Source organism: Thermoactinospora rubra, from assembly GCF_002093975.1.
In the GTDB taxonomy this organism is placed as follows: domain Bacteria; phylum Actinomycetota; class Actinomycetes; order Streptosporangiales; family Streptosporangiaceae; genus Nonomuraea; species Nonomuraea rubra_A.
Genome location: NZ_MSZZ01000043.1, coordinates 84887 through 110256 on the forward strand (window position 1 = coordinate 84887; position 25370 = coordinate 110256).

The window sequence follows — 25370 nt, forward strand, 5'->3', positions numbered from 1 at the left end:
GTACGGCGGGGCCCGGCTCACCCATCGTGCCTCACGGCCGTCAGACGTCCACGGGCAGGAGCCTCCCCGATCGCACGTCGTAGATCGCGCCGCCGACCGGGATGCCCGCGGGCAGGAACGGGCTCGTGCGGATGCGCGTCAGGTCGCGCCGCAGAGCGGCGTCCTGGTCGGGCACGGTGTGGAACTCCAGGCTCCGCGTGTCCACGCCCCTGTCCAAGGTGATCTTGTGCACGTCCGCGTCGGTCACCTTGGTCACGCCACAGTCGGTGTGCGGCATCACCAGCACGCGATCCACGCCGAGCAGGTAGACGGCCAGGATCAGCGTGCGCAAGACGTCGTCGGTCACGCGGGCGCCGGCGTTTCGCAGGATCTTGGCGTCGCCGGGCTTGAGCCCCAGTGCCGCCAGCGGGTCGATGCGGGAGTCCATGCAGGTCACCACGGCCAGGCCGCGGGCCGCACGGCCGGTCAGGGCCGAGCCGCCGAAGTCTCGCGCGTAGTCCGCGTTGGCGGCCAGCAGGTCGTCGAATGCGGTCATGGGAACGATGATGTCCCATGCCCGTTTCCAACAGGTTTCCGGGGGCCCGACTTCGCCAAGGTCCCACCACGGGACGTCACAATGGGTGAAGATATGTTGCCGTGAGTAGAAGTCAATCGCTGGCCGAATATCTTCGCGCCCAGGCTTGGCGGCGGCTGGACCGCGTCGAGCGGGGCGACAACGGCATGAACGCCCGCTGCGCGCTCGCACTGCTCGACGCCGCCGCCTACGCCGCCGACCTGCCCGAGGACGACCCGCTGATCGACAGGCTCCAGAGCGCCGGCTGCTTCGGCCCCCTCGGGGAGTTCGAGCCCGGCGAGCCGGGCCGCAGGCTCGTCAGGGACTGGACGGGCGGCGAGCCCGCCGAGCTCTTGCTGGCCCTGTCACGCGGGCTCGTTGCCCGGCTTCCACTTGATGCCGCAGCCGAGTGAGGGGCGCTGCTCGGCCTCGACCGGCCGCCCGGCGAGCACGGCGTCGATCGCCGCGCGCAGCGACGAGCCGGTGACCGGGACGTCGTTGCGGGGCCGGGCGCCGTCGAACTCGCCCCGGTAGGCGAGCTTGAGGTCCGCGTCGTAGAGGAAGAAGTCGGGCGTGCAGGCCGCGCGGTAGGCCTTGGCGACCTCCTGCGTCTCGTCGATCAGGTAGGGGAAGCGGAAACCCGCGCGCTTGGCCTGCTCGGTGAGGTGTGCCACGTCGTCCTCGGGGTAGCGGTCGACATCGTTGCTGCAGATGCCGACGATCGACACCGTGTCGGCGTAGTCGGCCGACAGGGCGCCGAGCCCCTGCTCGATGTGGCGGACGTACGGGCAGTGGTTGGACAGGAAGATCACCAGCGTGGCCGGGCGCCCCTTGAGGTCGGCGAGCGAGACGGTGCCGCCCTCGATGTCCGTGAGGCGGAAGTCGGGGGCGGGAGTGCCCAAGGGGACCATGAACGAGTTGACTGCCATGGAAGGAGTCAATCATGCCAGGGATCGCACGCTTCCGGTCGACCGTCCTCGACTGCCCCGACGCGCGCGGGCTGGCCCGCTTCTACTCCGAGCTTCTGGGGTGGCCGATCACGCAGGACGACGACGGCTGGGTCGTGATCTCCGACGGCGGCTCGCCGATGCGCGTGGCCTTCCAGCAGATCGCCGACTACCGCCCGCCCACCTGGCCCGAGATCGAGCGGCCCCAGCAGTTCCACATCGACGTGACCGTCGACGACCTGGACGCGGCCGAGAAGCGGGTGCTGGCCCTGGGGGCGCGCAAGCACGAGTTCCAGCCCAGCAAGGAAGGCGACTTCCGCGTGTTCCTGGACCCCGCCGGGCACCCGTTCTGCCTGTGCGTGGACCTGTGAGGCCCGCCCCGGGCCGCCGGGACGGGCCTCACTCCGAAAAGGTCCAGCCTGAGCGCTACACGGCCTGGGCCAGCAGGTCCACCGCCTTCCTCAGGTGACCGAGCGCCAGCTCGTGGTCGGCCCGCGCCTGCAGGTCCGGCCGCTTGCCGCCCGCCTGCGCCACGTCCCTGGCCACGGAGACCAGCGCGTCGTCCTGCGCGTAGGTGTCGCTGCGTGACTTCTCCAGCAGCGCCGCCGCGACGCCCAGCGCACGGAGCACGGCCCGCGTGTCGCGCACCGAGCCGTCGTCGTTCCAGTTGCGCCCGAGCAGCGCCACCGACAGCGTCGCCGCCGCGGCCTTCGCCGGCCCGTCACCCTTGGCCAGCTGGTCCCTCACGGCCTTGAGCCGGTCGCGGGCCGGGTCGGTGCGCAGGCCCCAGCCGTAGGGGAACAGCGGGTCGTAGGCCGCGTCGCCGACGTTGATCGGCAGCTGGTCCACGCCGCGGAACCAGGTGAAGGGCAGCCTTCCCGTGTACGGCACGGCCCCGAAGAGCGGATCGGCCACGCCGTCGCCCTCGGTGCCCGGCAGCCACGACGCCACGATCGCCTCGATGCCGGAGATGTCGCCCAGCACCATCGGCCGCCCCGACACGACCAGCACGACGCACTTCAGCGCGCCGCAGACCTTGTCGATCGCCTGCCGGTCCGCGGCCGACAGGTCCAGGGTGCGGCCCTGCCGTCCCACGTCGCCGAAGCCCTCGGCGTACGGCTTCTCGCCCACCACGACGACGCCCACGTCGTGCCCGGCGGTCGGCGCGGAGGCGTCGGGGGAGTGGGTGACGCCGGCGGCGCGCTTCCTGATCGCCTGCAGGATCGTCGTGCCCGGGGTGATCGGCCCCGAGGAGCCCTGCCAGGTGATGGTCCAGCCGCCCGACTGGTTGCCGATGTCGTCGGCGTTGGACCCGGCCACGTAGATCCTGGCGTCCTTCGACAGCGGCAGCAGCCCGCCGTCGTTCTTGAGCAGGACCTGCGACTTGGCGGCAGCCGTACGGGCCACCTGGCGGTGCTGCGGCGAGCCGACCCGGTCCAGCTCGGAGCGGTCGGCGAAGGGCCGCTCGAACAGGCCCAGGCGGAACTTCTGGGTGAGGATCCTGGCCACCGCGTCGTCGACGCGCCGCATGGCGACCCGTCCGGCCTGCACCTCCGCCGTCAGCGTGCCGACGAACTCGGGATAGGCGTACGGCACCATGATCATGTCGAGCCCGGCGTTGATCGAGGTGCGCACGTCGCTCGCGTAGTCGCCGGGGATCTGGTCGATGGCCTGCCAGTCGCTGATGAGGAAGCCCTTGAACCCGAGCCGGCCCTTGAGCACGTCGGTGAGCAGCTCTCGGTGCGCGTGCATCTTGGTGTCGCCGACGCTGGAGAACGACGGCATGATCGAGCCCACGCCGCGCCTGACGGCGGCCTCGTAGGGCGGCAGGTGGACCTGCTCCAGCTCCTCCCGCGTGCCGCGGAAGACGCCCTGGTCGATCGTGTAGTCGCCGGTCGTGGAGGAGCCGAACTCGGTGCCGCCGTCGGCCACGTAGTGCTTGGCCGTGGCCAGCACGCCGTTGTCCTGCAGGCCGTCGATGACGGAGGTCATCCTGACCACCAGCGCCGGGTCCTCGGAGAAGGACTCATAGGCGCGTCCCCAGCGGTCGTCGCGCGAGACGCACACGCACGGCGCGAAGTCCCACGGGATGCCGGTGGCCTTCACCTCGCTCGCGGTGACCTTCCCCTGCTGCTCCACCAGGCCGGGGTCGCGGGTGGCGCCCATGCCGACGTTGTGCGGGAAGATCGTCGCGCCGACCACGTTGTTGTGGCCGTGCACCGCGTCCACGCCGTAGATGAGCGGGATCTGCAGCCGGGTCTGCAGGGCGCGCAGCTGGAAGCCGTCGACCATGTCGGCCCACGCCTCGGGGGTGTTCCGCGGCGGGGTCGAGCCGCCGCCCGACAGCAGCGAGCCGAGCAGGTAGGTGGCGATGTCGTCCGGCTTGGCCAGCGCGCCGCGCTCGGCCTGCGTCATCTGGCCCACCTTCTCGGCCAGCGTCATCCGGCTGAGCAGGTCGGCCACGCGCTCCTTGACCGGCCTGGTCTTGTCCAGGTACGGCAGGCCGTGCGCGTTGATCACGACGGCCGGTTCGTCCTGCGGCGGCGTGACGCCCTCGCCGTCGAGCAGGATCGGGACGGTCTCGGCGACCTCGGCCTGCCCGTCGCGCCTGGTCGTGACCGTGAAGGACTTGGCGGTGCCGGAGGCCGTTCCGGCGAGGAAGGTCAGCGTGCCCTCGACGGGGGCGTAGTCGGCGCCGGCGGTGGCCGTGCCCTCGCCGGTGCGGTAGCGGACGGTCACGTCCGAGGCCAGCGGGGCGCCCGTCGCCGTGGAGACGCTCACGCGCACCTCCGCCGAGCCGGCCTCGTCCACCAGGTAGACGGGCTTGTCGGTGGCGAGCCGGGCCGGTCGGGGCGGCGCCGTGCCGTACACCTGCACGTCGTCCCACAGCAGGGTGCCACTGGCGCCGGCGGGCAGGCGCATGGAGTAGCCCCACATGGCGACCAGGTCGAGCTGGCCGTCGGCGGGCGCGCCGCCGGGCTGGTAGTCGGCGCGGCGTTTGAAGTCGCTGAACCTGGTCTGAACCTGCTTCCATCCGGCGGTGTCGTCGACGAAGGACGACTCGAACAGCTCGCTGGCGGCCGCGCTGCCGCCGCCGTCCTTGACCTCGAAGAAGATCCGCTGGCCCGAGCCGGTGCCCTTGACCCAGAAGGAGAACCCCTCGTACGGGCTCCAGTCCTGGGCGGCGGTCAGGTCGTGCGACCAGCCGCCCCACTGGCCGACCGTGTAGTCGACCTTGAGAACCCGGCCCTGGCGTTCGGCGTCGGGAACGATCGTCAGCCTGGGCGTGGAGGCGGCGTCGTTGCCCCAGGCGGCCACGCCGGCGGGGAGGTCGGCGGACTCGAAGTCGGTGACGGTGAGGGGAGCCGCCGTCGCCGCGGCCGGTGGCGCGACGAGGGCGGAGGCTAAGAGGGCGAGCACGCAGGCGAGGATGCGGGGGGTCGCTCGGGGGATCACCATGCCTCCTATGCGTCTTTGCGGTGTTTATCGTGCAGAGAGCGCTCTCTGTCAACCCTCGCGTACGGCTCGCCCGGAGTGGTTGGACCGCTTGCGAGGCGGAGGAGGCGGCCGTGACCAGGGCCGCGACGCATCGACGAGCGCCGGTGGAGGCCGTGAAAGAGCGTGAAAGAAGCCGGTGACGAGGCGCCCGGAATCCGCGCCGGTGCGGGCCGCTCGGAAGGGACACGCCTCAGGCGGAACGTCCTGTCGGCAGCACGGCGGCCTCAACACGGCGACGGCTTTCCGGCGGCGGGCACGCCGCGGGGGATCCCCCAGACGAGGATCCCCCGCAGCCCGGGCGTCTCAGAACACCCAGACGTCTCAGAACAGCTGAGGCTCCTCCTCGGCCGAGCCGCCCCCGTCGCCGGCCGCCGTCTCGCCGGCCCCGGCGCCACCCGCCGGGGCGCTCGCCAGCGCTCCGCCGACGGCCCCGATGGTGTGCGTCAGCCGCATCCCGGACCCGTCGCGACGGCCCAGCTCCTCCGGCAGCGGGACGGGCTTGCCCGTCGACGAGACCGCCTTGGCGGGGGCCGGACCGGCCCAGGCCAGCAGGAGCACGTCCTCGCCCTTGAGGAAACGCTGCGCCCGGACGCCGCCCGTGGCGCGGCCCTTGGGCGGGAAGTCCGCGTAGTCGGAGACCTTGCCGCCGCCGACCTGGGTGCCCGGCAGGGCGGTGGAGGAGCCCGCGACCGTCACGACGTGCGCCGGGCGGGAGGGGTCGACGGAGCCGAAGAAGATCACCTGGGCGCCGCCGTCGAGCCGGATGCCGGCCACGCCGCCCGCCGGGCGCCCCTGCGGGCGCACCAAGGACGCGGGGAAGCGCAGCAGCTGCGCGTCGGAGGTGATGAACACCAGGTCGTGGTCCTCCGACTCGAGCTCCACGGCGCCCACGACGCTGTCGCCGTCCTTCAGCGTGATGACCTCGAAGTCGTCGCGGTTCACCGGATAGTCGGGGACCACACGTTTGACCACGCCCTGGGCGGTGCCCAGGGCGATGCCGGGGCCGTCGGGGTCGAGGGAGCTCAGCCCGACGACCTTCTCGTCGTGGCCGAGCGCGACGTATTCGGAGACCGGATGCCCGCCCGACAGCGACGGCGGGTTGGCCGACGGCGGCAGCGTCGGCAGGTCGAGCACCGAGACCCGGATCGCCCGGCCCTGCGAGGTGACCACGGCCACCTCGCCGCGCGCCGTGGTCCGCACGGCCGCCACCAGGACGTCGTGCGCGGCCCGCTCGCCCTCCCCGGCCAGCGGCGAGGCGTCGGCGGTGCGGGCCAGCAGGCCGGTGGACGACAGCAGCACCAGGCACGGGTCGTCGGCCACCTCGAGCGACACCACCGCGGGCCGCGTCGCGCCGGAGGACTCCAGCAGCACGGTACGGCGCGGCGTGCCGTACTTCTTGGCCACCTCCGCCAGCTCGGCCGACACGACCTGGCGCAGCCGCGCGTCGGAGGACAGGATCTCGGTCAGCTCCGCGATCTCGTCGGTGAGCTGCTGCTTCTCCCGCTCCAGCTCCAGCTTGTCGTACTTGGTCAGGCGGCGCAGCGGCGTGTCGAGGATGTAGGAGGCCTGGATCTCCGACAGGTCGAAGACGTCCATGAGCCGCTGCCGCGCCTGCGCGGAGTCGTCGGAGGACCGGATGACCTGGATGACCTCGTCGATGTTGAGCAGCGCGACGATGAGGCCGTCGACCAGGTGCAGGCGCTCGGCCCGCTTGCGGCGCCGGAACTCCGACCGGCGGCGCACCACCTCGAGCCGGTGGTCGACGTAGACCTGCAGCAGCTCCTTCAGCCCCAGCGTGCGCGGCTCGCCGTCGACGAGCGCCACGTTGTTGATGCCGAAGGTCTCCTCCATCGGCGTGAGCCGGTAGAGCTCCTCCAGCACCGCCTCGGGCACGAAGCCGTTCTTGAGCTCGATGACCAGGCGCAGGCCCTTGTGCCGGTCGGTGAGGTCCTTCAGGTCGGAGATGCCCTGGAGCTTCTTGGCGGTCACCAGCTCCTTGATCTTGGCGACCACCCGCTCGGGGCCGACGTTGAAGGGCAGCTCGGTGACGACGATGCCCTTGCGCCGCGGCGTGATCTGCTCGATGGTGCACTTGGCCCGCATGCGGAAGGTGCCGCGGCCGGTCTCGTAGGCGTCGCGGATGCCCTCCAGCCCGATGATCAGCCCGCCCGTCGGCAGGTCGGGGCCGGGGACGAAGCGCATCAGGTCGTCCAGCGAGGCGTCGGGCTTCTTGATGAGGTGGCGGGCGGCCGCGATGACCTCGGTGAGGTTGTGGGGCGCCATGTTGGTCGCCATGCCGACCGCGATGCCCGTGGTGCCGTTGACCAGCAGGTTGGGGAACGCCGAGGGCAGGACCGTGGGCTCGGTCTCCTGCCCGTCGTAGTTGGGCTTGAAGTCGACCGTGTCCTCCTGGATGGACTCGGTCATCAGCAGCGCCGCCGGGGCCAGCCTGGCCTCGGTGTAGCGCATCGCCGCCGGCAGGTCGTCGGGCGAGCCGAAGTTGCCGTGCCCGTCGATCAACGGCAGGCGCATGGAGAACGGCTGCGCGAGCCGTACCAGGGCGTCGTAGATGGCGCTGTCGCCGTGGGGGTGGAGCTTGCCCATGACGTCGCCGACCACACGCGAGGACTTGACGTGCCCGCGGTCGTGGCGCAGGCCCATCTCGTTCATCGAGTAGAGGATGCGCCGCTGCACCGGCTTCAGGCCGTCGCGCGCGTCGGGCAGGGCGCGCTGGTAGATGACGGAGTAGGCGTACTCGAGGAAGCTGGTGCGCATCTCCGTGGAGACGTCGATGTCGACGATCCGCTCCTCGAAGTCCTCGGGCGGGGGTGTGGTCGTGCGTCGGGCCATGTCGAACATTGTGCCGAATGGCGGGGGTGCTCGCGACCGCTCGGCCTTATGTGCGGCTTGGCCGGAAAATCGGCGGCGCCGCCGCCGCTAGAGGCGGCCGGCGCCGGGCCAGACGCCCGGGGTCGTGCCGGAGTCGAGGTCGCCGGGCTCGTTGCGCCTCTCGTCGTAGACGCGGAAGCCGCGGGCCTGGTAGTTGGCCAGCGCCGCGGGCCCGTCGAGGGAGCAGGTGTGGAGCCAGACCCGCTTGGTGGCGGGCAGGTGCGGCCAGCGCTCGGCCAGGTCCCAGGCGCGGGCCGTACCGGCCGACAGCAGGTGGCCGCCGGCCCCGCCGCCCATCGCGAACCGCAGCAGGCCGAAGCAGGCGATCTCGACGTCGCCGTCGCCGTCGGTCTGGAGCTCGACGTAGCCGGCGGGTGTGCCGCGGTGCCACGCCACCCACGTCTCGACGCCCGGGCGTTCCAGATACGCCTGCCACTGGGCGTAGGTCCAGGGCAGCCGGTCGGTCCACTGCCAGTCGCCGCCCACGGCCGTGTAGAGGAACCGGCTGAACTCCGGGCAGGGCACCTCCGCGCGCACGATGTCGACCGCTAGGCGCGGCGGTCCGGCCGGGCGCAGGTCGGCTGGGGAGGTCTGTTCGAGATACCAGGTGGTGACGTCCATCGCGGGGTCCACTATGCCATCCCCTCGACTTGACCAAGCAATTGCTTGGGACATACGGTCCGTGGAGGACATCCCTGGAGGCGTCATGATCGAGTTCCATCCCGTCACCAAGCACATCGGCGCCGAGGTGACCGGAGTCGACCTGCGCAAGCCGCTGTCGCAGGAAGAGGTCGCCACCCTCCGCGAGGGCTGGCTGAAGCACCTGGTGCTGTTCTTCCGCGACCAGCACATCGACGACGAGCAGCACGTCCAGTTCGCGCTGAACTTCGGCACGCTCAACCACCCGGCGTTCAAGCGCGACAGCGACAGCCCCGTCCACGTGCTCGACCAGACCGACCCGAAGGGGGAGGGCGGTGACGAGTGGCACAGCGACAACACCTTCGAGCCGGTCCCGCCCATGGGCTCGCTCCTGCGCTGCGTGCAGCTGCCCAGCGTGGGCGGCGACACGCTGTGGGCGAACACCTACCTCGCCTACGAGTCGCTGTCCAAGCCGATCCAGCGCCTGTGCGACGAGCTGACCGCCGTCCACGACATCACCAACTCGATGAAGAAGGCGATCGCCAAGGGGCACCCGTTCAACCTGGAGGAGGTGCAGCGCAAGTGGCCGCCGATCGAGCGGCCGGTCATCCGGGTGCACGCCGAGACCGGGCGGAAGGCGCTGTTCGTCAACAGGGCGTCCACGACCAGGCTCGTCGGCCTGTCCGACCGGGAGAACGAGGCGCTGCTGCCGCTGCTGATCGACCACATCCGCTCGCCGGAGTACCAGGTGCGGCTGCGCTGGCGCCCCGGCACGCTGGCCTTCTGGGACAACCGGTCCACCCAGCACTACGCGGTGGCCGACTACACCGAACGGCGCCGCATGCACCGCGTGACCATCAACGCCTTCCCCGAGCACGCCGACCCGCGATAGCCGCCTCCCGTACGGCGGAGCGGAAACGGTCGGTGAAACCTGGTAACAAGGAGGGCATGTTCGACGCCTCCGACGTCACCGCGCTCCGAGACGAGGCCGAAGGGCGGCTGCGAGCGCTCGCCGGCGAGCACGCGCGGCTGCGCGACGACCAGTGGGCCGCCATCAGCGCCCTCGTCGTCGACCGGCGGCGCGTGCTCGTCGTCCAGCGCACCGGCTGGGGCAAGTCGGCGGTCTACTTCGTCGCCACGGCGCTGCTGCGCGACCTCGGCGAGGGGCCCACGGTGATCGTCTCGCCGCTGCTGGCGCTGATGCGCAACCAGATCGCCGCCGCCGAGCGCGCGGGCATCCGCGCGGTCACCGTCAACTCGGCCAACCCCGAGGAGTGGGAGCAGATCTACGAGCAGGTGGCCGACGGCCTGGTCGACGTGCTGCTCGTCAGCCCCGAGCGGCTCAACAACCCCGACTTCCGCGACAACGTCCTGCCCGAGCTGGCCGACAGCGCCGGGCTGGTCGTGGTCGACGAGGCCCACTGCATCTCCGACTGGGGCCACGACTTCCGCCCCGACTACCGCCGCCTGGCCCGGCTGGTCGAGGAGCTGCCGCCGGGCGTGCCGGTGCTGGCCACGACCGCGACGGCCAACGCCAGGGTCACCCGCGACGTGGCCGAGCAGCTGGGCGACGACACGCTCGTGCTGCGCGGGCCGCTGGAGCGCGACAGCCTCCACCTCAGCGTCGTCCGGCTGGCCTCCCCCGAGCAGCGCCTGGCCTGGCTGGCACAGGCCCTCCGCGAGCTCCCCGGCTCCGGCATCGTCTACACCCTCACCGTCGCCGCCGCCCAGGAGATCGCCGCCTACCTGCGCGACCAGGGCCACGAGGTGCGGGCCTACTCCGGCCAGACCGACCCGGCCGAACGGCTGGAGGCCGAGGAGGCCCTGCTCGGCAACAAGATCAAGGCGCTCGTCGCGACGAGCGCGCTCGGCATGGGCTTCGACAAGCCCGACCTGGGCTTCGTCGTCCACGTCGGCGCGCCGCAGTCCCCGGTCGCCTACTACCAGCAGGTCGGCCGGGCTGGGCGTGGCGTGGAGCGCGCCGAGGTGATCCTGCTGCCGGGCGCCGAGGACCGGGAGATCTGGGCCTACTTCGCCTCGCTCGCCTTCCCGCCCGAGCCCGTCGTGCGCGCCACGCTGGCCGCGCTGGCCGAGGGCGGCGTGCTGTCCACCCCGGCGCTGGAGGCCAGGGTCGACCTCAGCCGCACCCGCCTGGAGATGATGCTCAAGGTGCTCGACGTCGACGGCGCGGTGCGGCGCGTGAAGGGCGGCTGGGAGGCGACCGGCCAGGAGTGGGTCTACGACGCCGACCGCTACTCGCGCATCGCGGCCGAGCGCAAGGCCGAGCAGGAGGCGATGCTCGGCTATCTGACCACCACCGAGTGCCGCGAGGTCTACCTGCGGCGCTGCCTCGACGACGAGACGGCCACGCCCTGCGGCCGGTGCGACAACTGCACCGGCGCCCACCGCTCCACCGAGGTCGCCGCCGACGCGCTGCGCGGCGCCGCCGAACGGCTCGCCCGGCCGGGCGTGGAGATCGAGGCGCGCCGCCAGTGGCCGACCGGCCTGCCCGACCTGTCCGGCCGCATCAAGCCCGAGCTGGGCGCCGAGCCGGGCCGTGCCCTGGGCCGCCTGACCGACATCGGCTGGGGCGTGCGGCTGCGCGAGCTGTTCCAGGGCGCCGACGGACCGATCCCCGAGGAGATGTTCAAGGGCGTGGTGCAGGTGCTGGCCTCCTGGGGCTGGCGGGAGCGTCCCGTGGCCGTGGTCAACGTGCCTTCGGCGTCCCGCCCGCTGCTGGTCCGCAGCCTGGCCGAACGGCTGGCCCAGGTGGGGCGGCTGGCCTACCTGGGCGAGCTGGGCTACCGCACCGGGCCGCCGGGCAGCCAGTTCAACAGCGCCAAGCGGGTGCAGGCCGTCCGCGCCACCCTCGCCATGCCGCGCGACCTCGGCGGCAAGATCGCGGCGTGCGGCGGCCCGGTGCTTCTCGTGGACGACAGGGTCGACACCGGCTGGACGATGACGCTGGGCGCCGCGCTGGTACGGCACGCCGGAGCGCCGTCGGTGCTTCCCTTCGCGCTCGCCACGGTGTCCTAGACGCCTAGCGAGACACCCCCGCGGTGAGCAGGTCGTAGCCCTGGAACTGCGGGCTGACGTGCACGTTCGTCACGGCCTCACCCCGCAGCAGCGCGGCCTTGGGCCAGACCATCGGCACCAGCAGCGCCTGCTCCAGCACCGTCCGCTCGACCCGGCCCCAGATCTCCGCCCGGCGGCCCGCGTCCAGCTCGGCGTTGGCCTGGTCGACGAGCCGGTCCACCTCCGGCAGCCGCACCGACACGTTCACCGACGTGCCCTCCTCGAGGATCAGCCTGCTGTCCACGAGCGAGGACAGGAACGACTCCGCCTCCAGCCAGTCGGGCGCCCACCGGCCGGCGACCAGCCCGACCTTGGCCGTCCTGAGGTATGCGGGGTTGCCCGCGTACTTGGTGAAATAGTCCGCCAGACTCGCGGACCTCAGCGTCACCCGGATGCCGGCGGCCTCCAGCGACCGCTGGACCGCCTGGGCGGCGGCCGTCTCCGCCGGCGTGTCCCGGTGCAGCATGGTCGCCTCGAAGCCGCCCGGCCTGCCGCACTTGGCCAGGTCCTCCCGCGCCGCCGCCAGGTCCCTGGGATACAGGTCGAGCCTGCGGTACCCCGGCATGGTCGGCGGCAGCAGGCCGGTGGCGACCTCCCCGTACGGCGGGCCGTACGCCTGCCGGACGGCGGCGCGGTCGAGCGCCCGCGCGACCGCCCTGCGGCAGTCGGCGGAGTCGAAGGGCGGCACCTGCGGGTTCAGCGCCAGGTAGCGCAGCTGGGTGACGATCCCGACGTCGACGCGGCCCCGCAGGGACGGGTCGGCGGTCGCCCTGGCGGCCTGGTCGGCCGACAGCGCGGGACCGATGTCGTACACCCCGCGCGCCACCCCGTCCTCGGCGGCCCGGAAGGTGAACTCGTAGGCGTCGGGCAGCGCCCTGCGCACGGGGTCGGTGGCCGGGTCCCAGTGGGGGTTGCGCTTCAGCGTGAGCCGCTGCTCGCCGACCTCGTCGAACTGGTAGGGGCCCGAGGACAGCACGGCGGTGCCGTACCGCGCGCCGGTCTCCTTGGCCATGGTCCTGAGCACGGCGTGCTTGACGTCGCGGGAGGTGATGGGGGTGCCGTCCTGGTACTTCAGCCCCGCGCGCAGGCGGTAGGTCCAGGTCCGGCCGCCGTCGCTCGGCGTGCCGAGCGATTCGGCCAGGTCGGGGACCAGCTCGGCGCCGCGTGCCCCCGGCTCGGGCCGGAACGTCGTCAGCGACCTGCCATAGAGGCGGACCAGGTTCCACATGTCGGGGTTGTACATGACGCCCGGGTCCAGCGAGTCCGGCTCGCCCAGGATGCCCATCCGCAGTACGCCGCCCCTCTGCCCGGACGGGTTGACGACCCGGGTGAAGGCCGAGCCGTCTCCGCCGGTGGCGGTGGGCGTGGCCGCCGCGGCCCCTTGAGGGGCCGGTCGCGGCCACAGCCAGACGGCGACGCCCACGACGGCCGCCAGGGCGACCGCGCCCAGAGTGATCGCCAGCCCCCGCCGCCGCCTCCCGCCCGACGACGCCGTCCCCGGCGTCACCGGCCCCGCGTACGGCGGCGCCGTGCCCAGGGGCGGTGCCGTGCCCAGGGGCGGCGTCGTGCCGGACGGCGGCCCCGGCAGGCGTAACAGCTCGGTCACCAGCTGCTCGGCCGTCGGCCGGGCCCGCGGATCCTTGTGCAACGCCGCCCGCAGCAGCGGCGCCAGCTCGCCCGGCACCCCGCTCAGGTCCGGATCGTAGGCCAGGATCCTGTGCATCACCACCGGCAGCGGCCCCGTCCCGAACGCCGGCCGCCCCGTCGCCGCGAACACCATGGTCCCCGCCCACGCGAAGACGTCCGCCGGCTGCCCGCCCTGGCCGTGGAACTGCTCGGGCGACATGTACGCCGGGGTCCCCACCACGCTGGTGGTGAGCGATTGGCTGACGTCGAGCGCCCGCGCGATCCCGAAGTCGATCACCCGTGGTCCTTCGGACGACAGCAGCACGTTGGACGGCTTGAAGTCGCGGTGTACGACGCCCGCCCGGTGGATCGCCGCCAGCGCGGTCGCGGTCGCCACGGCCAGCCGTACCAGACCGGGACCCCGCATCGGCCCGTGCGCCTGCAGCGACGGCCCGTCGACGAACTCGCTGACGATGTACGGCCGGCCGTCCATGGCCCCGATGTCCAGCACGCGGGCCGTGCAGAACTCGGCCACCCGGCGCGACGCCTCCGCCTCGCGGTGGAAGCGGCGCAGCGCGGCGGGGTCGTCCGCGAACCGGGCGTGCAGCAGCTTGACCGCGACCCGCTCGCCTGAGGGCGACACCCCGCCGTAGACCGTCCCCTGGCCGCCCTCGCCCAGGAAACCGGTCAGGCGGTAGCCGCCGACGGCGGCGGGATCTCCCGGCCGGAGCGGGCGCACGCCTTACAGGCGGGGCCGGGCGCCGAGGTGGCTGATCGCCTTGGCGGCCAGGCGGCAGCCCGCGGCCAGCGACTCGGCCGGCGGCTTGCCGGCCAGCCACGGCGGCAGGAAGCCGGCGACGAAGGCGTCGCCGGCGCCGGTGCCGTCGACCACGCGCTCGACGGGCTCGGCGGGGACGCGGACGGCCTCGCTGCGCCCGTTGGCGAACCACAGCGCGCCGTCCTTGTTCATCTTGATGACGACCTGCGGGAACCACGCGGCCAGCACCTTGGCGGCCGCCTCGGGCTCGTCGCGGCCGGTGAGGATCTTCGCCTGGTCGGTGTTGGCGAACAGCAGCTTGGCGCCGTTGGTCCACTCCAGGAACGGCTCGGCTCCGGTGCGCTCCAGCGGCGCGGCGGAGGCGCAGTCGACCGAGATGGACATCCCGGCCCGGCGGGCCATCTCCAGCGCCGCGAAGCCCGCCTCGCGCGAGCCCTCATTGATGATCGTGTAGCCGGACAGGTGGAGGTGGGCGCCCTGGGTGAACAGGTCGCGCGGCAGGTCGTCGGGCGACAGCGCGGCGTTGGCGCCCGGGTCGGACAGCATGGTGCGCTCGCCCTTGTGGGTGACCAGGACGACGCAGGTGCCGGTGGGCCGCTCGGGGTCCATGACGAGCCGGGCGTCGACGCCGTAGCCCATCAGCTCCATGTCGCGGTTGCGGCCCGTGATGTCGGCGCCGCGGCGGCCGATGAAGGCCACCTCGGTCCCCTCGACGGCCAGCCAGGAGGAGATGTTGGCCCCCGAGCCGCCGCCGTGCATCGTGACCGTCGCCGGAGTGTCACTCGCCCGGGCAAGCGCATACCGGGCGCGCGCCACCGCGTCGGTCATGAGATCGCCCACCACGACGACCCGCGTCATGATGCCACCACCTTGCTGCCTTCAAGAACGAGCCTGGCCAGGCTAAAAACTAACAGCTTCGGGGCGGCCCGTGGGGGAGAGAGCGCGACGCGGGTGGAGTCGATGCACAAGCGTTGCCCAAGAGCAGGTGCGCCTGGGGTCCAGGGTTACGCTCGGGGGTGTGGAGGCACACCACCAGGCCCACGGACAGGCTCAGGGGCAGGCGCGCTATCCCGCCCACTGGGAGGCCGACGTCGTCCTGGCCGACGGCGGCACCGCGCACGTCCGGCCGATCAAGCCGGACGACGCCGACAGGCTGCGCGCCTTCTACTCCCGGCTGTCCGACGAGTCGATCTATTTCCGCTTCTTCGGCCCGCGGCCCAAGCTGTCGGACCGCGAGGTCACGTGGTTCACCAACGTGGACTACTCCGACCGGGTCGCGCTGATCGCCACGATCGGCACCGAGATGGTGGCCGTCATCCGCTACGACCGCATCGGCCCGTCCGAGGCGGAGGTGGCGTTCCTGGTCGAGGACGCCCACCAGGGCCGCGGCGTGGCCTCGGTGCTGCTGGAGCACCTGGCGGCCACGGCGCGGGAGAACGGCATCGGCCGGTTCGTCGCCGACGTGCTCCCGGCGAACATGAAGATGATGGCGGTGCTGCGCCAGGCCGGCTACACGGCCGAGAGCCGCTTCGCCGACGGCGTGGTCCGCATGACGCTCGATCTGACCCCCACCGAGACCTCCGCCGAGGTCACCGCCGCCCGCGAGCACCGCGCCGAGTCCCGCTCGATCGCCCGGCTGCTCACCCCGGGCTCGGTGGCGGTCATCGGCGCCTCCCGCGAGCCCGGCGGCGTCGGCCAGACCGTGCTGCGCAACCTGCTGGCCGCGGACTTCACCGGCCCCGTCTACCCCGTCCACCGCGAGGTGCGCGCGGTCGCCGGCGTGCGCGCCTACCCCAGCGTGACCGCGATCGACGACCAGGTGGACCTGGCCGTGGTCGCCGTCCCGGCCGACAGCGTCATCGACGTGGTCAAGGAGTGCGCCGAGAAGGGCGTGCACGGCCTGGTCGTGGTCTCCTCGGGGTTCGGCGAGACCGGCCCGGCCGGCAAGGCCAGGCAGGACGAGCTGGCCAGCCTCGCCAGGGCGTACGGCATGCGCGTGGTCGGCCCCAACTGCCTGGGCATCGCCAACACCGACCCTGCGGTCCGGCTCAACGCCACGCTCGCGGCGACCGTCCCCGGCCGCGGCCGGGTCGGGTTCTTCAGCCAGTCCGGCGCGCTCGGCACCGCGCTGCTCCAGCGGGTCGCCCAGCGCGGGATGGGCATCTCGTCGTTCGTGTCGGCGGGCAACAGGGCCGACGTGTCGGGCAACGACCTGCTGCAGTACTGGGAGCAGGACCCGGCGACCGAGGTGATCCTGCTGTACCTGGAGTCGCTGGGCAACCCGCGCAAGTTCACCCGGCTGGCCCGGCGCATCTCCAAGCGCAAGCCGATCGTCGTGGTCAAGAGCCTCGGCATGCCCAAGTCGCACTCCGCCGCCGAACTGGGCCTGCCCGACACCGCGCTCAGCTCGCTGTTCGAGCAGGCCGGGGTGATCCGCGTCGACGACCTGTTCCAGCTGTTCGACGTCGGCCAGCTGCTGGCCGCCCAGCCGCTGCCCAAGGGGCCGCGGGTGGGCCTGGTCACCAACTCCGACGCGCTGGGCCTGCTGGCCGTCCACGCCTGCGCCGGAGCCGGGCTGGACCCGCGCCCGCCCGCGAACCTGGGCGCCGCCGCCGGGGCCGCCGAGTTCGGCACGGCGCTGGCCGACCTGCTGGCCTCCGACGAGGTCGACGCGGCGGTGGTCATCTACATGCCGCCCATCCCGGTGCGGTCCGACGAGGTGGCCGCCGAGCTGGTGCGGGTCGCCGAGGGGAGCGGCAAGCCGGTCCTGACCACGTTCGAGGGCCACCACGGCATGCACCCGGCGCTGGGCCCGCTGCCGTCCTACGCCGCGCCGGAGGAGGCCGTGCGGGCGCTGGCCAAGGTCGTCCGCTACGCAGCCTGGCGGGACCGCCCGGCCGCCGTCCCGCCGGAGCTGGACGACGCCGACACCGGCCGGGCGCGGCGGATCGTCGAGGCGGCGCTGGACGGCGCGGACTCGACGGTCGAGATCGACGCGGCCGACCTGCTGGCCTGCTACGGCCTGACGGTCTGGCCGGCCGAGCCGGTCTCCTCGCCGGAGGAGGCGGTCTTCGAGGCCGAACGGCTGGGCTGGCCCGTGGTGCTCAAGGTGGCCGGCCGCGAGGCGTCCCGCCGGGCGGGCACCGTACGGCTGGGCCTGTCGGGGCCGGACAGCGTGCGGCACGCCTACGAGGAGTTCACCGCGCGGTTCGGCGCGGACGTGCAGCTGGCCGTCCAGCGCATGGCGCCGCAGCCGGCCGTGCCGACCGTGGTCAGCACGATCGAGGACCCGGCCTTCGGCCCCGTGGTGTCCTTCGGCCTGGGCGAGGTCACCGCGCGGCTCCTGGCCGACGAGGGCTTCCGCCTCGCCCCGCTGACGAGGGAGGACGCGGCGGGACTGGTCCGGTCCATCAGGGCCGCGCCGCTGCTGTTCGGCGAGTACGGCTACCCGCCCGTGGCGGTCGGCGAGCTGGAGGACCTGCTGGTGCGGGTCGGGCGGCTGGCCCACGACCTGCCGGAGGTCGCCCGGCTGGAGCTGGACCAGGTGCTGGTGGGGGAGTCGGAGGTCGTCGTGCTGGCCTCGCGTGCGGTGCTGCGCACGCCGCAGGCCCCCCGCCCCGACGCCGGGCCGCGCCGCCTGGTGTGACCGCCGACGCGGGGGCGGGCCGCCGCCCGTCCCCGCGGCGAGGCTGCGCCGTACGGCTCAGCGGGCGGTCCTCGGGGTGGCCGGCGCGGTCGCCGGGGTGCGGCCCTTGGCCTTCGTGCTCGCGGCCTGGGCCGGAGTCGTGGCCACCGCCGGGGTCGCGGACGGCTTCCGCGATGCTGTCGCCGGTGGCTTCGGGAGCGGGTCCGCGGACGAGCTCGCCGGGGGAGCGGCGGGCGGGTTCTGCGTCTGGGCGGGCAGGGTGCCCACCGGCGGGTTCGCGGGCGTGCTCGGGGAGCCGCTCGTCGCCGGGGTCGCGGACGGCTTCGACTCCGTGCTCGCCGGCGGGTTCGTGATCGTGCCGGTGGGCGGGTTCGTCACCGTGTTCGTCGGCGTGTTCGTCGGCGTGTTCGTCGGCGTGTTCGCGGGCGTGCCCGTAGGCGGGTTCGTCACCGTGTCGGCGGGCACGCCCGCGTCGCTATTCCGGTGCACCTTGTCGCTTTTGCCCGGCTTTTTGCCCTTGCTTGCCTGGTCGCCCTTGCCACCCTTGCCGCCCTTGCCCGGCTGGTTGACCTTGCCCGTTTCGGTGCCCCCGTCCGCCGCGCCGATGGTCCCGCTGGCGACGAACGTCAACGTCCCGCCCTTCGGAACCCTGACCTTCAGGTCCATGTTCCCCGTGCCCTTGGCCGCCGGGCACTTCGCGCCGCCCGCGCTGGTGCACGTCCATTTGACGTCCCCCCACGAGGAGGGCCACACGACGCTGAGCTTGGCCTCCCCCACGTCGCGGGGGCCGTTGTTGATCAGCTGGATCGTGTAGGTGAACGACTTGTTGTGAATGGACAGGTAATGTTCGGAGGAAACGCCGTCTCCCGATGAGAACGACATGTCGGGCGTCCCCCACGCCTCCAGCCCCTTCACGGAGACCGTTGCCGGCTCGCAGTCGAACGCCTCGCGGGGCATGGGCGTGACCAGCGGCGAGATGCCCCACATCAGGCACGGCGTGCGCGAGTCCGGGACGTCGTCCACAGGTGTGGCGGCGGACACGGCGGGGAATGTCGCCGTGTAGCCGAGCATGGCCGTCGCGGCCAGAGCCGTGGCGAGAGCGTTGCGCGCCGAGCGCTTCCTTGTCATTGCTTCCCCCGATTCGGCGGTTTTGTGAATGGGTTTCTGCGCCGGAAAGCGGCGTCGTTAGCGATAGCCGCAAGCGTCCGTTCACAAACCGGCGCCAGGCCAGGAAAAGGTAATTCCTGCCGCGCCTTGGCCTTCATATTTCGACATCACCGGCCAATCGAAATATGGCGGGAAATGGTTCGTATGTCGCCTCGGGTATGAGATCTGTGCGCGCGGCTGGCAGGATGGACCCATGAGGGAAACCCGAGTCTCAGCCGCGGGTCTGCGCGAAGCGATCGAGCGCAGCGGCTACTACCCCGACCTCGTCACCGATGCGGTCGAATCCGCGCTGGGCAAGGAAGCCGTGTCCGCCTTCGTGGTCCACCACGAGGCCACCTTCGACCCGGCCATGGAGGTGCGCAGGCACGTCACCGTCCTGGTGCTGACCGCGACCAGGCTGCTGGTGTGCCACACCGACGAGCACCCGGCCGTCGAGGGGGTCTCGACCTCGCACGCCTCGACCACGACCGAGGCCGTCCGCCTGAACCGCATCCAGTCCGTGGCCGTCACCCGCGTCGTGCCCGACCCGGCCTCCTACGTGCCGGGCGTCGCGCCCACCGAGGTGACGCTCACCATCGGCTGGGGCGGCGTCTCCCACGTCGACCTGGAGCCCGCCACCTGCGGCGACGAGAACTGCGAGGCCGACCACGGCTACACCGGCGCCATCACCGCCGACGACCTGTCGCTGCGGGTCAGCGAGGCGGCCGACGGCCCGGAGGCGGTCGCCCACATCCTCGCCTTCGCCAAGTCGCTGTCGGAGGCCACGGCCCGCGCCGCCGCCTGACGCTCTCCGCGTCACCCCCTCGCCACCCTCGCACCGCCTTCCGCCCAGGGGTGGGAAGCTGGAATCCGCCCACTCCCACCCCCTGGAGACCCCATGAACAGACCCCACGCGCCCCTGGTGCCCGGCTACGGCGGATCCTCGCTCGCCGATCTCCCAGGCTCCGTGCTGGCGGCGCTCGGCGCGCCCGAGCACAACACCCTGGGCCTGGAACCGGCGGAGCGGGTCTGCCTCTTCCTGGTCGACGGCCTGGGCGCCGCCCTGCTGCGCGCCCATCCCGAGCGCGCGCCGTTCCTGTCCGGTACGGCCGGCCGTACCCTCACGGCGGGCTTCCCCGCGACCACGGTGACCAGCCTGTGCTCGCTCGGCACCGGGATGCCGCCGGGCGAGCACGGCATGCTGGGCATGATCCTGGCCGTGCCCGGCACCGGGCACCTGTTCAACTGCCTGCGCTGGACCCTGCCCGACGGGCTCGTCATGGACCCGGAGACCTGGCAGCCCGCGGCGACCGTCTACCAGCGGGCGGCCGGGGCCGGAATCCGGGCCGGCTACGTGGGACCCGCCGAGTTCGAGGACACCGGGCTGACGCGGGCGGTCTACCGAGGGGTGCGCTACCTGGCGGCCGAGAGCGCGGACGAGCGCGTGGCGGTGGCCCTGGCGGCGCTGGCCGAGCCCAGGTCCTTCGTGGTCGTCTACTACGGCGACCTCGACAAGACGGGCCACCTGGCCGGCTGGGGCGGCGAGGAGTGGCTCGACCAGCTGGAGATCGTCGACCGCATGGCCGAACGGCTCGCGCGGTCCCTGCCGCCGGGGTCGGCCCTCTACGTGACGGCCGACCACGGCATGGTCAACGCCGGGGAGAAGGTCGACGCCGAGAGCGAGCCGGCGCTGCGCGAGGGCGTGGCCATGCTGGGCGGCGAGGCCCGCGCCCGCCACGTCTACGCCGCGCCGGGCGCCGCGGGCGACGTGCTCGCCGCCTGGCGGGAGACCCTGGACGGCAAGGCGTGGGTCGTCTCCAGGCAGGAGGCCGTGGAGTCCGGCTGGTTCGGCCCGCGGGTACGATCGGCATGGCTCGCCCGCATCGGCGACGTGCTGGCGGTGCCCCACGGCGACCTGGTCGTCACCGCGTCGCGGAGCCACCCGCACGAGGCGCAGTTCGTCGGCTACCACGGGTCGATGACGGCCGCCGAACAGACCGTCCCTCTCCTGGAAGTGAGCACCCGATGAGCCCGGCGCTGATCACCCCCGAAGAGCTCGACGCCCTCGGCGAGGCGACCGTGCTGGACGTGCGCTGGCGGCTGGGCGGACCGCCGGGCGCCGAGGCCTACCGCGAGGGGCACCTGCCCGGCGCCGTGTTCTGCGACCTCGACGCCGACTTGGCCGCCCCGCCCGGACCGGCCGGCCGGCATCCGCTGCCGGAGGCGGGGGCGTTCCAGGAGGCGATGCGCCGGCTGGGGGTCCGCGGGTCGCGCACGGTCGTGGTCTACGACGATGCCGACTCCACGGCCGCCGCCCGCGCGTGGTGGACGCTGCGCTACTTCGGCCACCCGGACGTCAGGGTGCTCGACGGCGGGCTGCGCGCCTGGGTGGCCGCCGGGTTGCCGCTGACCAAGGAGACGCCCCCGGTCGCGCCGGGCGACTTCGTGGCCCGGCCGGGCGGGATGCCGGTGCTGGACGCCGACGGGGCCGCCGCCCTGGCGCGTGACGGGGTGCTGCTGGACGCGCGCGCCGCCGAGCGCTACCGGGGCGAGGTGGAGCCGATCGACCCGGTCGCCGGCCACATCCCGGGTGCGGTGAGCGCGCCCACCACGGGCAACGTCGACGCCGAGGGCCGCTTCCTGCCGCCCGCCCGGCTGCGGTCCCGCTTCGCCTCGCTGGGCGTGGGCGAGGGCGTGCGCGCCGGCGCCTACTGCGGCTCCGGCGTGACCGCCGCGCACGAGGTGCTGGCCCTGCACCTGGCAGGGGTGCCCGCCGCGCTCTATGTGGGGTCGTGGTCCAACTGGGTGGCCGACCCGGCCAGGCCGGTGGAGAGGGGCTGATCGCCCGCCCCGAAGCAGGCGAAGCCCAGCGCGCCGGTCTTGACCGCGGCCTCGGCCAGGGCCTCGGCCGGTGGGCGGCCGAGCGCCAGCAGGGCGTGGAAGGCCCGCATGAGATCGGCGGTCTCCTCGTCGGGCACGGGCACCAGCCCGGCGACCACGCAGCCCGCGCCCCGCGAGAGGAACGTCCCCGCCAGGCCCAGCGGCGCCCCCTCCGCCGGGATCCGCGCCATGCCGGTGTCGCAGGCCGACAGGACCACGAGCCGGGGCGCGCGGTCCAGGGAGAGCAGGTCGTAGGCCATCAGCGCGCCGTCGTCCAGCGCCACGGACGACAGCAGCGGGCTGCGCGCGTCGAACACGCCGTGCGCCGCCAGATGCACCACATCCGCCTGTCCGAGGGCGCCCAGCACCTCCGCCCGCCGGGCCGCGACCCGCCGGGTACGGCGGTGCGTCTCCAGCACGGCCCGCACCTCCCCGGCCGCATGCCGGAGGCCGGGCCCGTCGCAGGCCGCCACCAGGGGTGGCCTGCTGCAGGGCGGACGCCTCGCCGCATGCCAGGCCCTCGCGCTCGCGGCGACGCTCACCGGCCGCCCCCGCAGGCACGGCAGGGCGGCCCACGGCACGCTGTGCAGCGGCCCGGCCGGCACGATCACCATCGGCCGGTCGCCCGCCCGTCCGGCCGGCTCTCTCATCACCAGCCGCTCAAGCTCCCCGGCCGCGGCCGTCACGTCCCGCGTGCGGTACGGCGCGGCGCCCCCGTCGCCCATCGTGAGCCGGCGCAGCGCGTACCGCAGGCGGATCACCGCCTCGGCGGCCGGCCGTACCGGGCAGAGCCGATGGAGCGCGACGCCCCGGTCGTCGGCCAGCAACGCCAGCAGCCGGTCGCCGTCGGCCACGAACTCCACGAGCACCGCCCCGCCCAGCGCCGCCCGCAGCTCCGCCAGCGCCACCACCTCGGCGCTCCCGGTGGCCGCCAGCGCCCGCCAGCGTTCGGCCCAGCCGTACACCTCCCCGGGCGCGCCCCCGGCCACCGCCCGGCGCAGCCCGAACGCGGCCAGGCGCTCTCCCTCGCGGGCCGCGTGGGCGCGCAGCGTCGGGTCCCCGAGCGCGGCCGCCTGCCGTCCGACCAGGGAAAGGCCTTCCATAGCCGATCGCAGCGCGCGGGCGTGGTCGCCGTCCAGGACGGCACGCAGGGCCAGCGCGTGGCAGCTGATCACCGTGGCGTCCCGCGGCACCCGGGCCAGCTGTTGCCTGGCCGTGTCCTGGCTGCCCAGGGCGAGGGCGGTCTCCGCGGCGGCCAGGCGCAACGCCGCGGCGCCCGGCGCGCCGGACGGCCCGCGCTCCAGCCGGTCCGCGCACTCGGCGAGGCCGGCGAGCAGCCCGGGCGTCGCGGGCTCCAGCTCCGCCCTCGCCCGCATGATCACCTCGTCGGCCAGCGGCGCCCACGCGGCGCGGTCCTGCGCGAGGAGCTCGGCCCTGGCGCGCTCGGCCGTCTCGACCGCCCGGCGGGCGTCGCCGGCCAGCAGCTCCACCTGCGCCAGCTTCAGCCGCGCCTCGGCCAGCGCCACCCGCGCGCCGGAGGCCTCCAGGTCGGGTACGGCCTGCCGCAGCAGCGTCCGCGCCTCGCCCGGCAGGCGGGCGGCCAGGAGCGCTCCGGCGAAGTCGGTGCGCATCGTGGCCAGGCGCTCGGGGAAGCCGAAGAGCGTCTCCTGGGAGGCGCGGTAATGGGCGAAGGCGGCCGCGATGTCGCCCTGCCGTACGGCCATGAAGGGCAGGTTGGCGGCGGCCAGGCGAGCCAGGTGGTCGAGACCGGCTTCGCGCGCTATGTCCAGGCATCGGGTGACGTCGTCCATGGCCTGCGCCCACTCGCCCCGGTAGGCGTGCACCAGGCCCCGGTTGAGCAGGCCGCCGGCGAGGAAGCGGCGATCGTCCGCCGCGCCGGCGCCCGCGTCCAGCGCCTCGATCGCGCGGTCGCACGCCGCCACCGCGTCGTCGTAGCGTCCCAGGTGGGCCAGGGCCACGGCGCGCTGGGTGTCGAGCTTGGCCCGGTCGCCCGGCGCGAGGGCGGGACGGGCCAGGGCGGCGATCCGCAGGGCCTGGAGGGGATGGCCGCGCTCGGTCCGCACGGTCACCAGCGACAGGCGCGCCTGCGCCACGCGGGCGGGCGGCGCGCCGGGGAGGGCGATGGCGCGGCGCAGGAAGTGCTCGGCGGCCGGGAGATCGCCCAGCTCGCGCGCGGCCAGCGCCATCGCGCGCAAGGCCACGGCCGCGGCCTCGACCGCCGCGGGTGGGGCGGCCGGGGGCTCGCCGTCGTGGTGGTGGCCGGCCGCCGGGCGGAGGATCGGCCGGTGCCGGCCGACGCCCTGCCGTTCGGCGACGGCCAGCACCGCCCGTCCCACCGCCAGGGCCCGCGCGGGGTCCACGACGGACTGGAGCACCGCCGCCTCCGCCGCGCCCACCAGCCCGTCCTCCGGCACGAGGAACGTGTGCTCCTCCGCCGGGGGAGCGTCGGCCGTGGCGCCGAGCTCACGGTCCTCGCCGAGGCCCGCGAGCACCGCGGCTACGGGGCCGAGGGCGCGGGCGGCCGTCTCATCCAGGGTCACGCGGCTCGTCCCTCCGGATGTGAGTGGACAAAGATCGACTCCCCGAGCCGGGGCCGGCTCGGGGAGTCAGTCGATGCCGTCAGGCGCGGATCCTGATCCACGCCGTGACGACGGGCGCCTCACCAGGGCGATGGCACTTCAGGCTGAACCAGCCGGGCGGTAGCCCGGTCGCCGTGAAGTGGCCGTCGGGGGCCACCTCACGGCGCAGGGTCAGCTGCATGGTTCGCACGTCGACGTGGCCACCGAGGCCGAGGGGAGGGGTGACCTGCCCGGCCAGGTCGATCAGTCCGTCGTCCACCGAGACCTCCACGTCGACCGTGAGGCCTGGTGCGGCGAAGCGGACCAATCGCTGCCCGTCGTCCCCGCGGACGGCGCGAGTTGCGTCGCACGCCACGGGGTAGGCGATTTCGGCGTCGGGAACCCGGAGGGCGTAGGCCTCCTTCGCTGCGGCAGCCACATGGTCTGGGACCGAATCGTGACCCGCGCCGAGACGGAGAGCTGCCAGCAGATACTCATCAAGGGTCATGGCACCTTTTCCTCTAAGGAGAACATGGTGCGCAGCTTCTGAAGACAGCGGGCTCGTGTTGGACCGACACTCCCCCGCGGAACGCCCAGCCGCACGGCTGCCTGCTGCGTGCCGGCCGCGGTCGCGACCAATTGAAGGAGCGTGCGACATGGCTCCGGCAACTGAGTGACGAACTGCCAGAGCCTGCGAACCGAGTCGGCCTCCAAGAAGGCCGCCTCCGGGTCTGGTTCGCATGGCGCTTCTGAGGCAGGGAGCGTCATCGGTCCCTTCCTCAGAATAAGGAGAGCCTCGCGCCGCGTTGTGGTGGCCAACCAGGCCCCTACGCCGGAAGGGTTCCTGATCCGGCCGAGGTTCTCCAGCAACCGGAGCCAGGCGCCCTGAACGGCGTCTGCGGCGTCGCTCTCGCCCAGCCCCAGTGCTCGCGCTGCCGCCCACATCCTCGGGCCGTACATGGCCACGAGCTTGGACCACGCGGACTCGTCTCCGTCCGCGGCGGCCTGGAGCAACAGCGCCACATCAGTCATCGAACACATGGGGCGGACGCCCCCGCCTTCCGGCGGGGGAGGACGCCCCTCCCTCCTTCGGTCCTGTCAGTGGGGTCGGCTA

19 protein-coding genes are annotated in these 25370 nt (G+C 73.5%); 8 read left to right on the forward strand and 11 right to left on the reverse strand.

From position 1 onward, the window contains the following. Positions 1-40: 40 nt before the first annotated feature. Positions 41-535 (reverse strand): beta-class carbonic anhydrase, encoded by a 495-nt coding sequence (locus BSB02_RS29365; protein WP_084963817.1) that lies wholly within the window; start codon positions 533-535, stop codon positions 41-43. 101 nt (positions 536-636) lie between these two features. Here BSB02_RS29365 and BSB02_RS29370 point away from each other — a divergent pair, with 101 nt between their 5' ends. Further along, positions 637-966: a hypothetical protein gene (locus tag BSB02_RS29370; RefSeq protein WP_084963818.1), complete on the forward strand. Its 330-nt coding sequence runs from the start codon at positions 637-639 to the stop codon at positions 964-966. Here BSB02_RS29370 and BSB02_RS29375 read toward each other — a convergent pair. Next, positions 919-1482, reverse strand: coding sequence for a thioredoxin family protein (locus BSB02_RS29375; RefSeq protein WP_084963819.1), 564 nt, complete (start codon positions 1480-1482; stop codon positions 919-921). The genes BSB02_RS29370 and BSB02_RS29375 overlap by 48 nt on opposite strands. A 14-nt stretch (positions 1483-1496) precedes the next feature. Here BSB02_RS29375 and BSB02_RS29380 point away from each other — a divergent pair, with 14 nt between their 5' ends. Continuing rightward, positions 1497-1871 carry a VOC family protein gene (locus tag BSB02_RS29380; RefSeq protein WP_084963820.1) on the forward strand — a complete coding sequence of 125 codons (375 nt, stop codon included), beginning with the start codon at positions 1497-1499 and terminating at the stop codon, positions 1869-1871. Between the two features lie 55 nt (positions 1872-1926). Here BSB02_RS29380 and BSB02_RS29385 read toward each other — a convergent pair whose 3' ends face one another. The 3 genes from BSB02_RS29385 to BSB02_RS29395 all read right to left on the reverse strand — a co-directional run bounded on the left by BSB02_RS29385 (position 1927) and on the right by BSB02_RS29395 (position 8508). Further along, positions 1927-4959: a glycoside hydrolase family 3 N-terminal domain-containing protein gene (locus BSB02_RS29385; protein WP_084963821.1), complete on the reverse strand. Its 3033-nt coding sequence runs from the start codon at positions 4957-4959 to the stop codon at positions 1927-1929. A gap of 360 nt (positions 4960-5319) precedes the next feature. Further along, a complete protein-coding gene (locus BSB02_RS29390) occupies positions 5320-7848 on the reverse strand; it encodes a DNA gyrase/topoisomerase IV subunit A (RefSeq protein ID WP_084963866.1) in 2529 nt (842 codons plus the stop codon). 87 nt (positions 7849-7935) lie between these two features. After that, positions 7936-8508, reverse strand: a complete 573-nt coding sequence (locus tag BSB02_RS29395) for a GNAT family N-acetyltransferase (protein WP_084963867.1) — start codon at positions 8506-8508, stop codon at positions 7936-7938. A gap of 85 nt (positions 8509-8593) precedes the next feature. On the opposite strand from BSB02_RS29395, the gene BSB02_RS29400 reads away from it, so the two are divergent. Both BSB02_RS29400 and BSB02_RS29405 read left to right on the forward strand, forming a co-directional pair. Then, positions 8594-9418 (forward strand): TauD/TfdA dioxygenase family protein, encoded by an 825-nt coding sequence (locus BSB02_RS29400; RefSeq protein WP_084963822.1) that lies wholly within the window; start codon positions 8594-8596, stop codon positions 9416-9418. Between the two features lie 56 nt (positions 9419-9474). Then, positions 9475-11562 (forward strand): RecQ family ATP-dependent DNA helicase, encoded by a 2088-nt coding sequence (locus tag BSB02_RS29405; RefSeq protein WP_084963823.1) that lies wholly within the window; start codon positions 9475-9477, stop codon positions 11560-11562. A gap of 4 nt (positions 11563-11566) precedes the next feature. Here the strand turns inward: BSB02_RS29405 and BSB02_RS29410 are convergent, their stop codons facing one another. Both BSB02_RS29410 and BSB02_RS29415 read right to left on the reverse strand, forming a co-directional pair. Continuing rightward, positions 11567-13966, reverse strand: coding sequence for an ABC transporter substrate-binding protein (locus BSB02_RS29410; protein WP_084963824.1), 2400 nt, complete (start codon positions 13964-13966; stop codon positions 11567-11569). A gap of 3 nt (positions 13967-13969) precedes the next feature. Beyond that, positions 13970-14863, reverse strand: a complete 894-nt coding sequence (locus BSB02_RS29415) for a carbohydrate kinase family protein (protein ID WP_084963825.1) — start codon at positions 14861-14863, stop codon at positions 13970-13972. A 160-nt stretch (positions 14864-15023) separates the two neighbouring features. Between BSB02_RS29415 and BSB02_RS29420 the strand changes: the two genes are divergently transcribed. Then, positions 15024-17651 carry a bifunctional acetate--CoA ligase family protein/GNAT family N-acetyltransferase gene (locus tag BSB02_RS29420; protein WP_084963826.1) on the forward strand — a complete coding sequence of 876 codons (2628 nt, stop codon included), beginning with the start codon at positions 15024-15026 and terminating at the stop codon, positions 17649-17651. Between the two features lie 57 nt (positions 17652-17708). Here BSB02_RS29420 and BSB02_RS40000 read toward each other — a convergent pair whose 3' ends face one another. Beyond that, entirely contained in the window at positions 17709-18779 is a 1071-nt protein-coding gene (locus BSB02_RS40000) for a hypothetical protein (protein WP_143591300.1), read from the reverse strand. Between the two features lie 232 nt (positions 18780-19011). Between BSB02_RS40000 and BSB02_RS29435 the strand changes: the two genes are divergently transcribed. From BSB02_RS29435 to BSB02_RS29445, 3 genes are all read left to right on the forward strand, one after another. Next, the gene (locus tag BSB02_RS29435; protein WP_084963829.1) at positions 19012-19602 is read left to right on the forward strand and encodes a DUF5998 family protein; all 591 of its coding nucleotides are present in this window, start codon (positions 19012-19014) and stop codon (positions 19600-19602) included. 93 nt (positions 19603-19695) lie between these two features. Then, positions 19696-20826, forward strand: a complete 1131-nt coding sequence (locus BSB02_RS29440) for an alkaline phosphatase family protein (RefSeq protein WP_084963830.1) — start codon at positions 19696-19698, stop codon at positions 20824-20826. Then, positions 20823-21638 (forward strand): sulfurtransferase, encoded by an 816-nt coding sequence (locus tag BSB02_RS29445; protein ID WP_084963831.1) that lies wholly within the window; start codon positions 20823-20825, stop codon positions 21636-21638. Before BSB02_RS29440 ends, BSB02_RS29445 begins: the two co-directional genes overlap by 4 nt. Here BSB02_RS29445 and BSB02_RS29450 read toward each other — a convergent pair. The 3 genes from BSB02_RS29450 to BSB02_RS29460 all read right to left on the reverse strand — a co-directional run bounded on the left by BSB02_RS29450 (position 21578) and on the right by BSB02_RS29460 (position 25297). Continuing rightward, positions 21578-24238, reverse strand: coding sequence for a CHAT domain-containing protein (locus tag BSB02_RS29450; protein WP_084963832.1), 2661 nt, complete (start codon positions 24236-24238; stop codon positions 21578-21580). The two genes, BSB02_RS29445 and BSB02_RS29450, sit on opposite strands and share 61 nt — an antisense overlap. Before the next feature lie 79 nt (positions 24239-24317). Then, positions 24318-24764: a hypothetical protein gene (locus BSB02_RS29455; protein WP_084963833.1), complete on the reverse strand. Its 447-nt coding sequence runs from the start codon at positions 24762-24764 to the stop codon at positions 24318-24320. Further along, positions 24761-25297 carry a sigma-70 family RNA polymerase sigma factor gene (locus BSB02_RS29460; RefSeq protein ID WP_143591302.1) on the reverse strand — a complete coding sequence of 179 codons (537 nt, stop codon included), beginning with the start codon at positions 25295-25297 and terminating at the stop codon, positions 24761-24763. The genes BSB02_RS29455 and BSB02_RS29460 overlap by 4 nt, the downstream gene beginning before the upstream one ends. Positions 25298-25370 lie beyond the last annotated feature (73 nt).

Coding starts and splice junctions, on each gene's coding strand:
- BSB02_RS29365 (WP_084963817.1), bottom strand. CDS start 535: ATGACCGCATTCGACGACCTGCTGGCCGCCAACGCGGACTACGCGCGA.
- BSB02_RS29375 (WP_084963819.1), bottom strand. CDS start 1,482: ATGGCAGTCAACTCGTTCATGGTCCCCTTGGGCACTCCCGCCCCCGAC.
- BSB02_RS29380 (WP_084963820.1), top strand. CDS start 1,497: ATGCCAGGGATCGCACGCTTCCGGTCGACCGTCCTCGACTGCCCCGAC.
- BSB02_RS29385 (WP_084963821.1), bottom strand. CDS start 4,959: ATGGTGATCCCCCGAGCGACCCCCCGCATCCTCGCCTGCGTGCTCGCC.
- BSB02_RS29390 (WP_084963866.1), bottom strand. CDS start 7,848: ATGGCCCGACGCACGACCACACCCCCGCCCGAGGACTTCGAGGAGCGG.
- BSB02_RS29395 (WP_084963867.1), bottom strand. CDS start 8,508: ATGGACGTCACCACCTGGTATCTCGAACAGACCTCCCCAGCCGACCTG.
- BSB02_RS29400 (WP_084963822.1), top strand. CDS start 8,594: ATGATCGAGTTCCATCCCGTCACCAAGCACATCGGCGCCGAGGTGACC.
- BSB02_RS29405 (WP_084963823.1), top strand. CDS start 9,475: ATGTTCGACGCCTCCGACGTCACCGCGCTCCGAGACGAGGCCGAAGGG.
- BSB02_RS29415 (WP_084963825.1), bottom strand. CDS start 14,863: ATGACGCGGGTCGTCGTGGTGGGCGATCTCATGACCGACGCGGTGGCG.
- BSB02_RS40000 (WP_143591300.1), bottom strand. CDS start 18,779: ATGACAAGGAAGCGCTCGGCGCGCAACGCTCTCGCCACGGCTCTGGCC.
- BSB02_RS29435 (WP_084963829.1), top strand. CDS start 19,012: ATGAGGGAAACCCGAGTCTCAGCCGCGGGTCTGCGCGAAGCGATCGAG.
- BSB02_RS29440 (WP_084963830.1), top strand. CDS start 19,696: ATGAACAGACCCCACGCGCCCCTGGTGCCCGGCTACGGCGGATCCTCG.
- BSB02_RS29445 (WP_084963831.1), top strand. CDS start 20,823: ATGAGCCCGGCGCTGATCACCCCCGAAGAGCTCGACGCCCTCGGCGAG.
- BSB02_RS29455 (WP_084963833.1), bottom strand. CDS start 24,764: ATGACCCTTGATGAGTATCTGCTGGCAGCTCTCCGTCTCGGCGCGGGT.
- BSB02_RS29460 (WP_143591302.1), bottom strand. CDS start 25,297: ATGTGTTCGATGACTGATGTGGCGCTGTTGCTCCAGGCCGCCGCGGAC.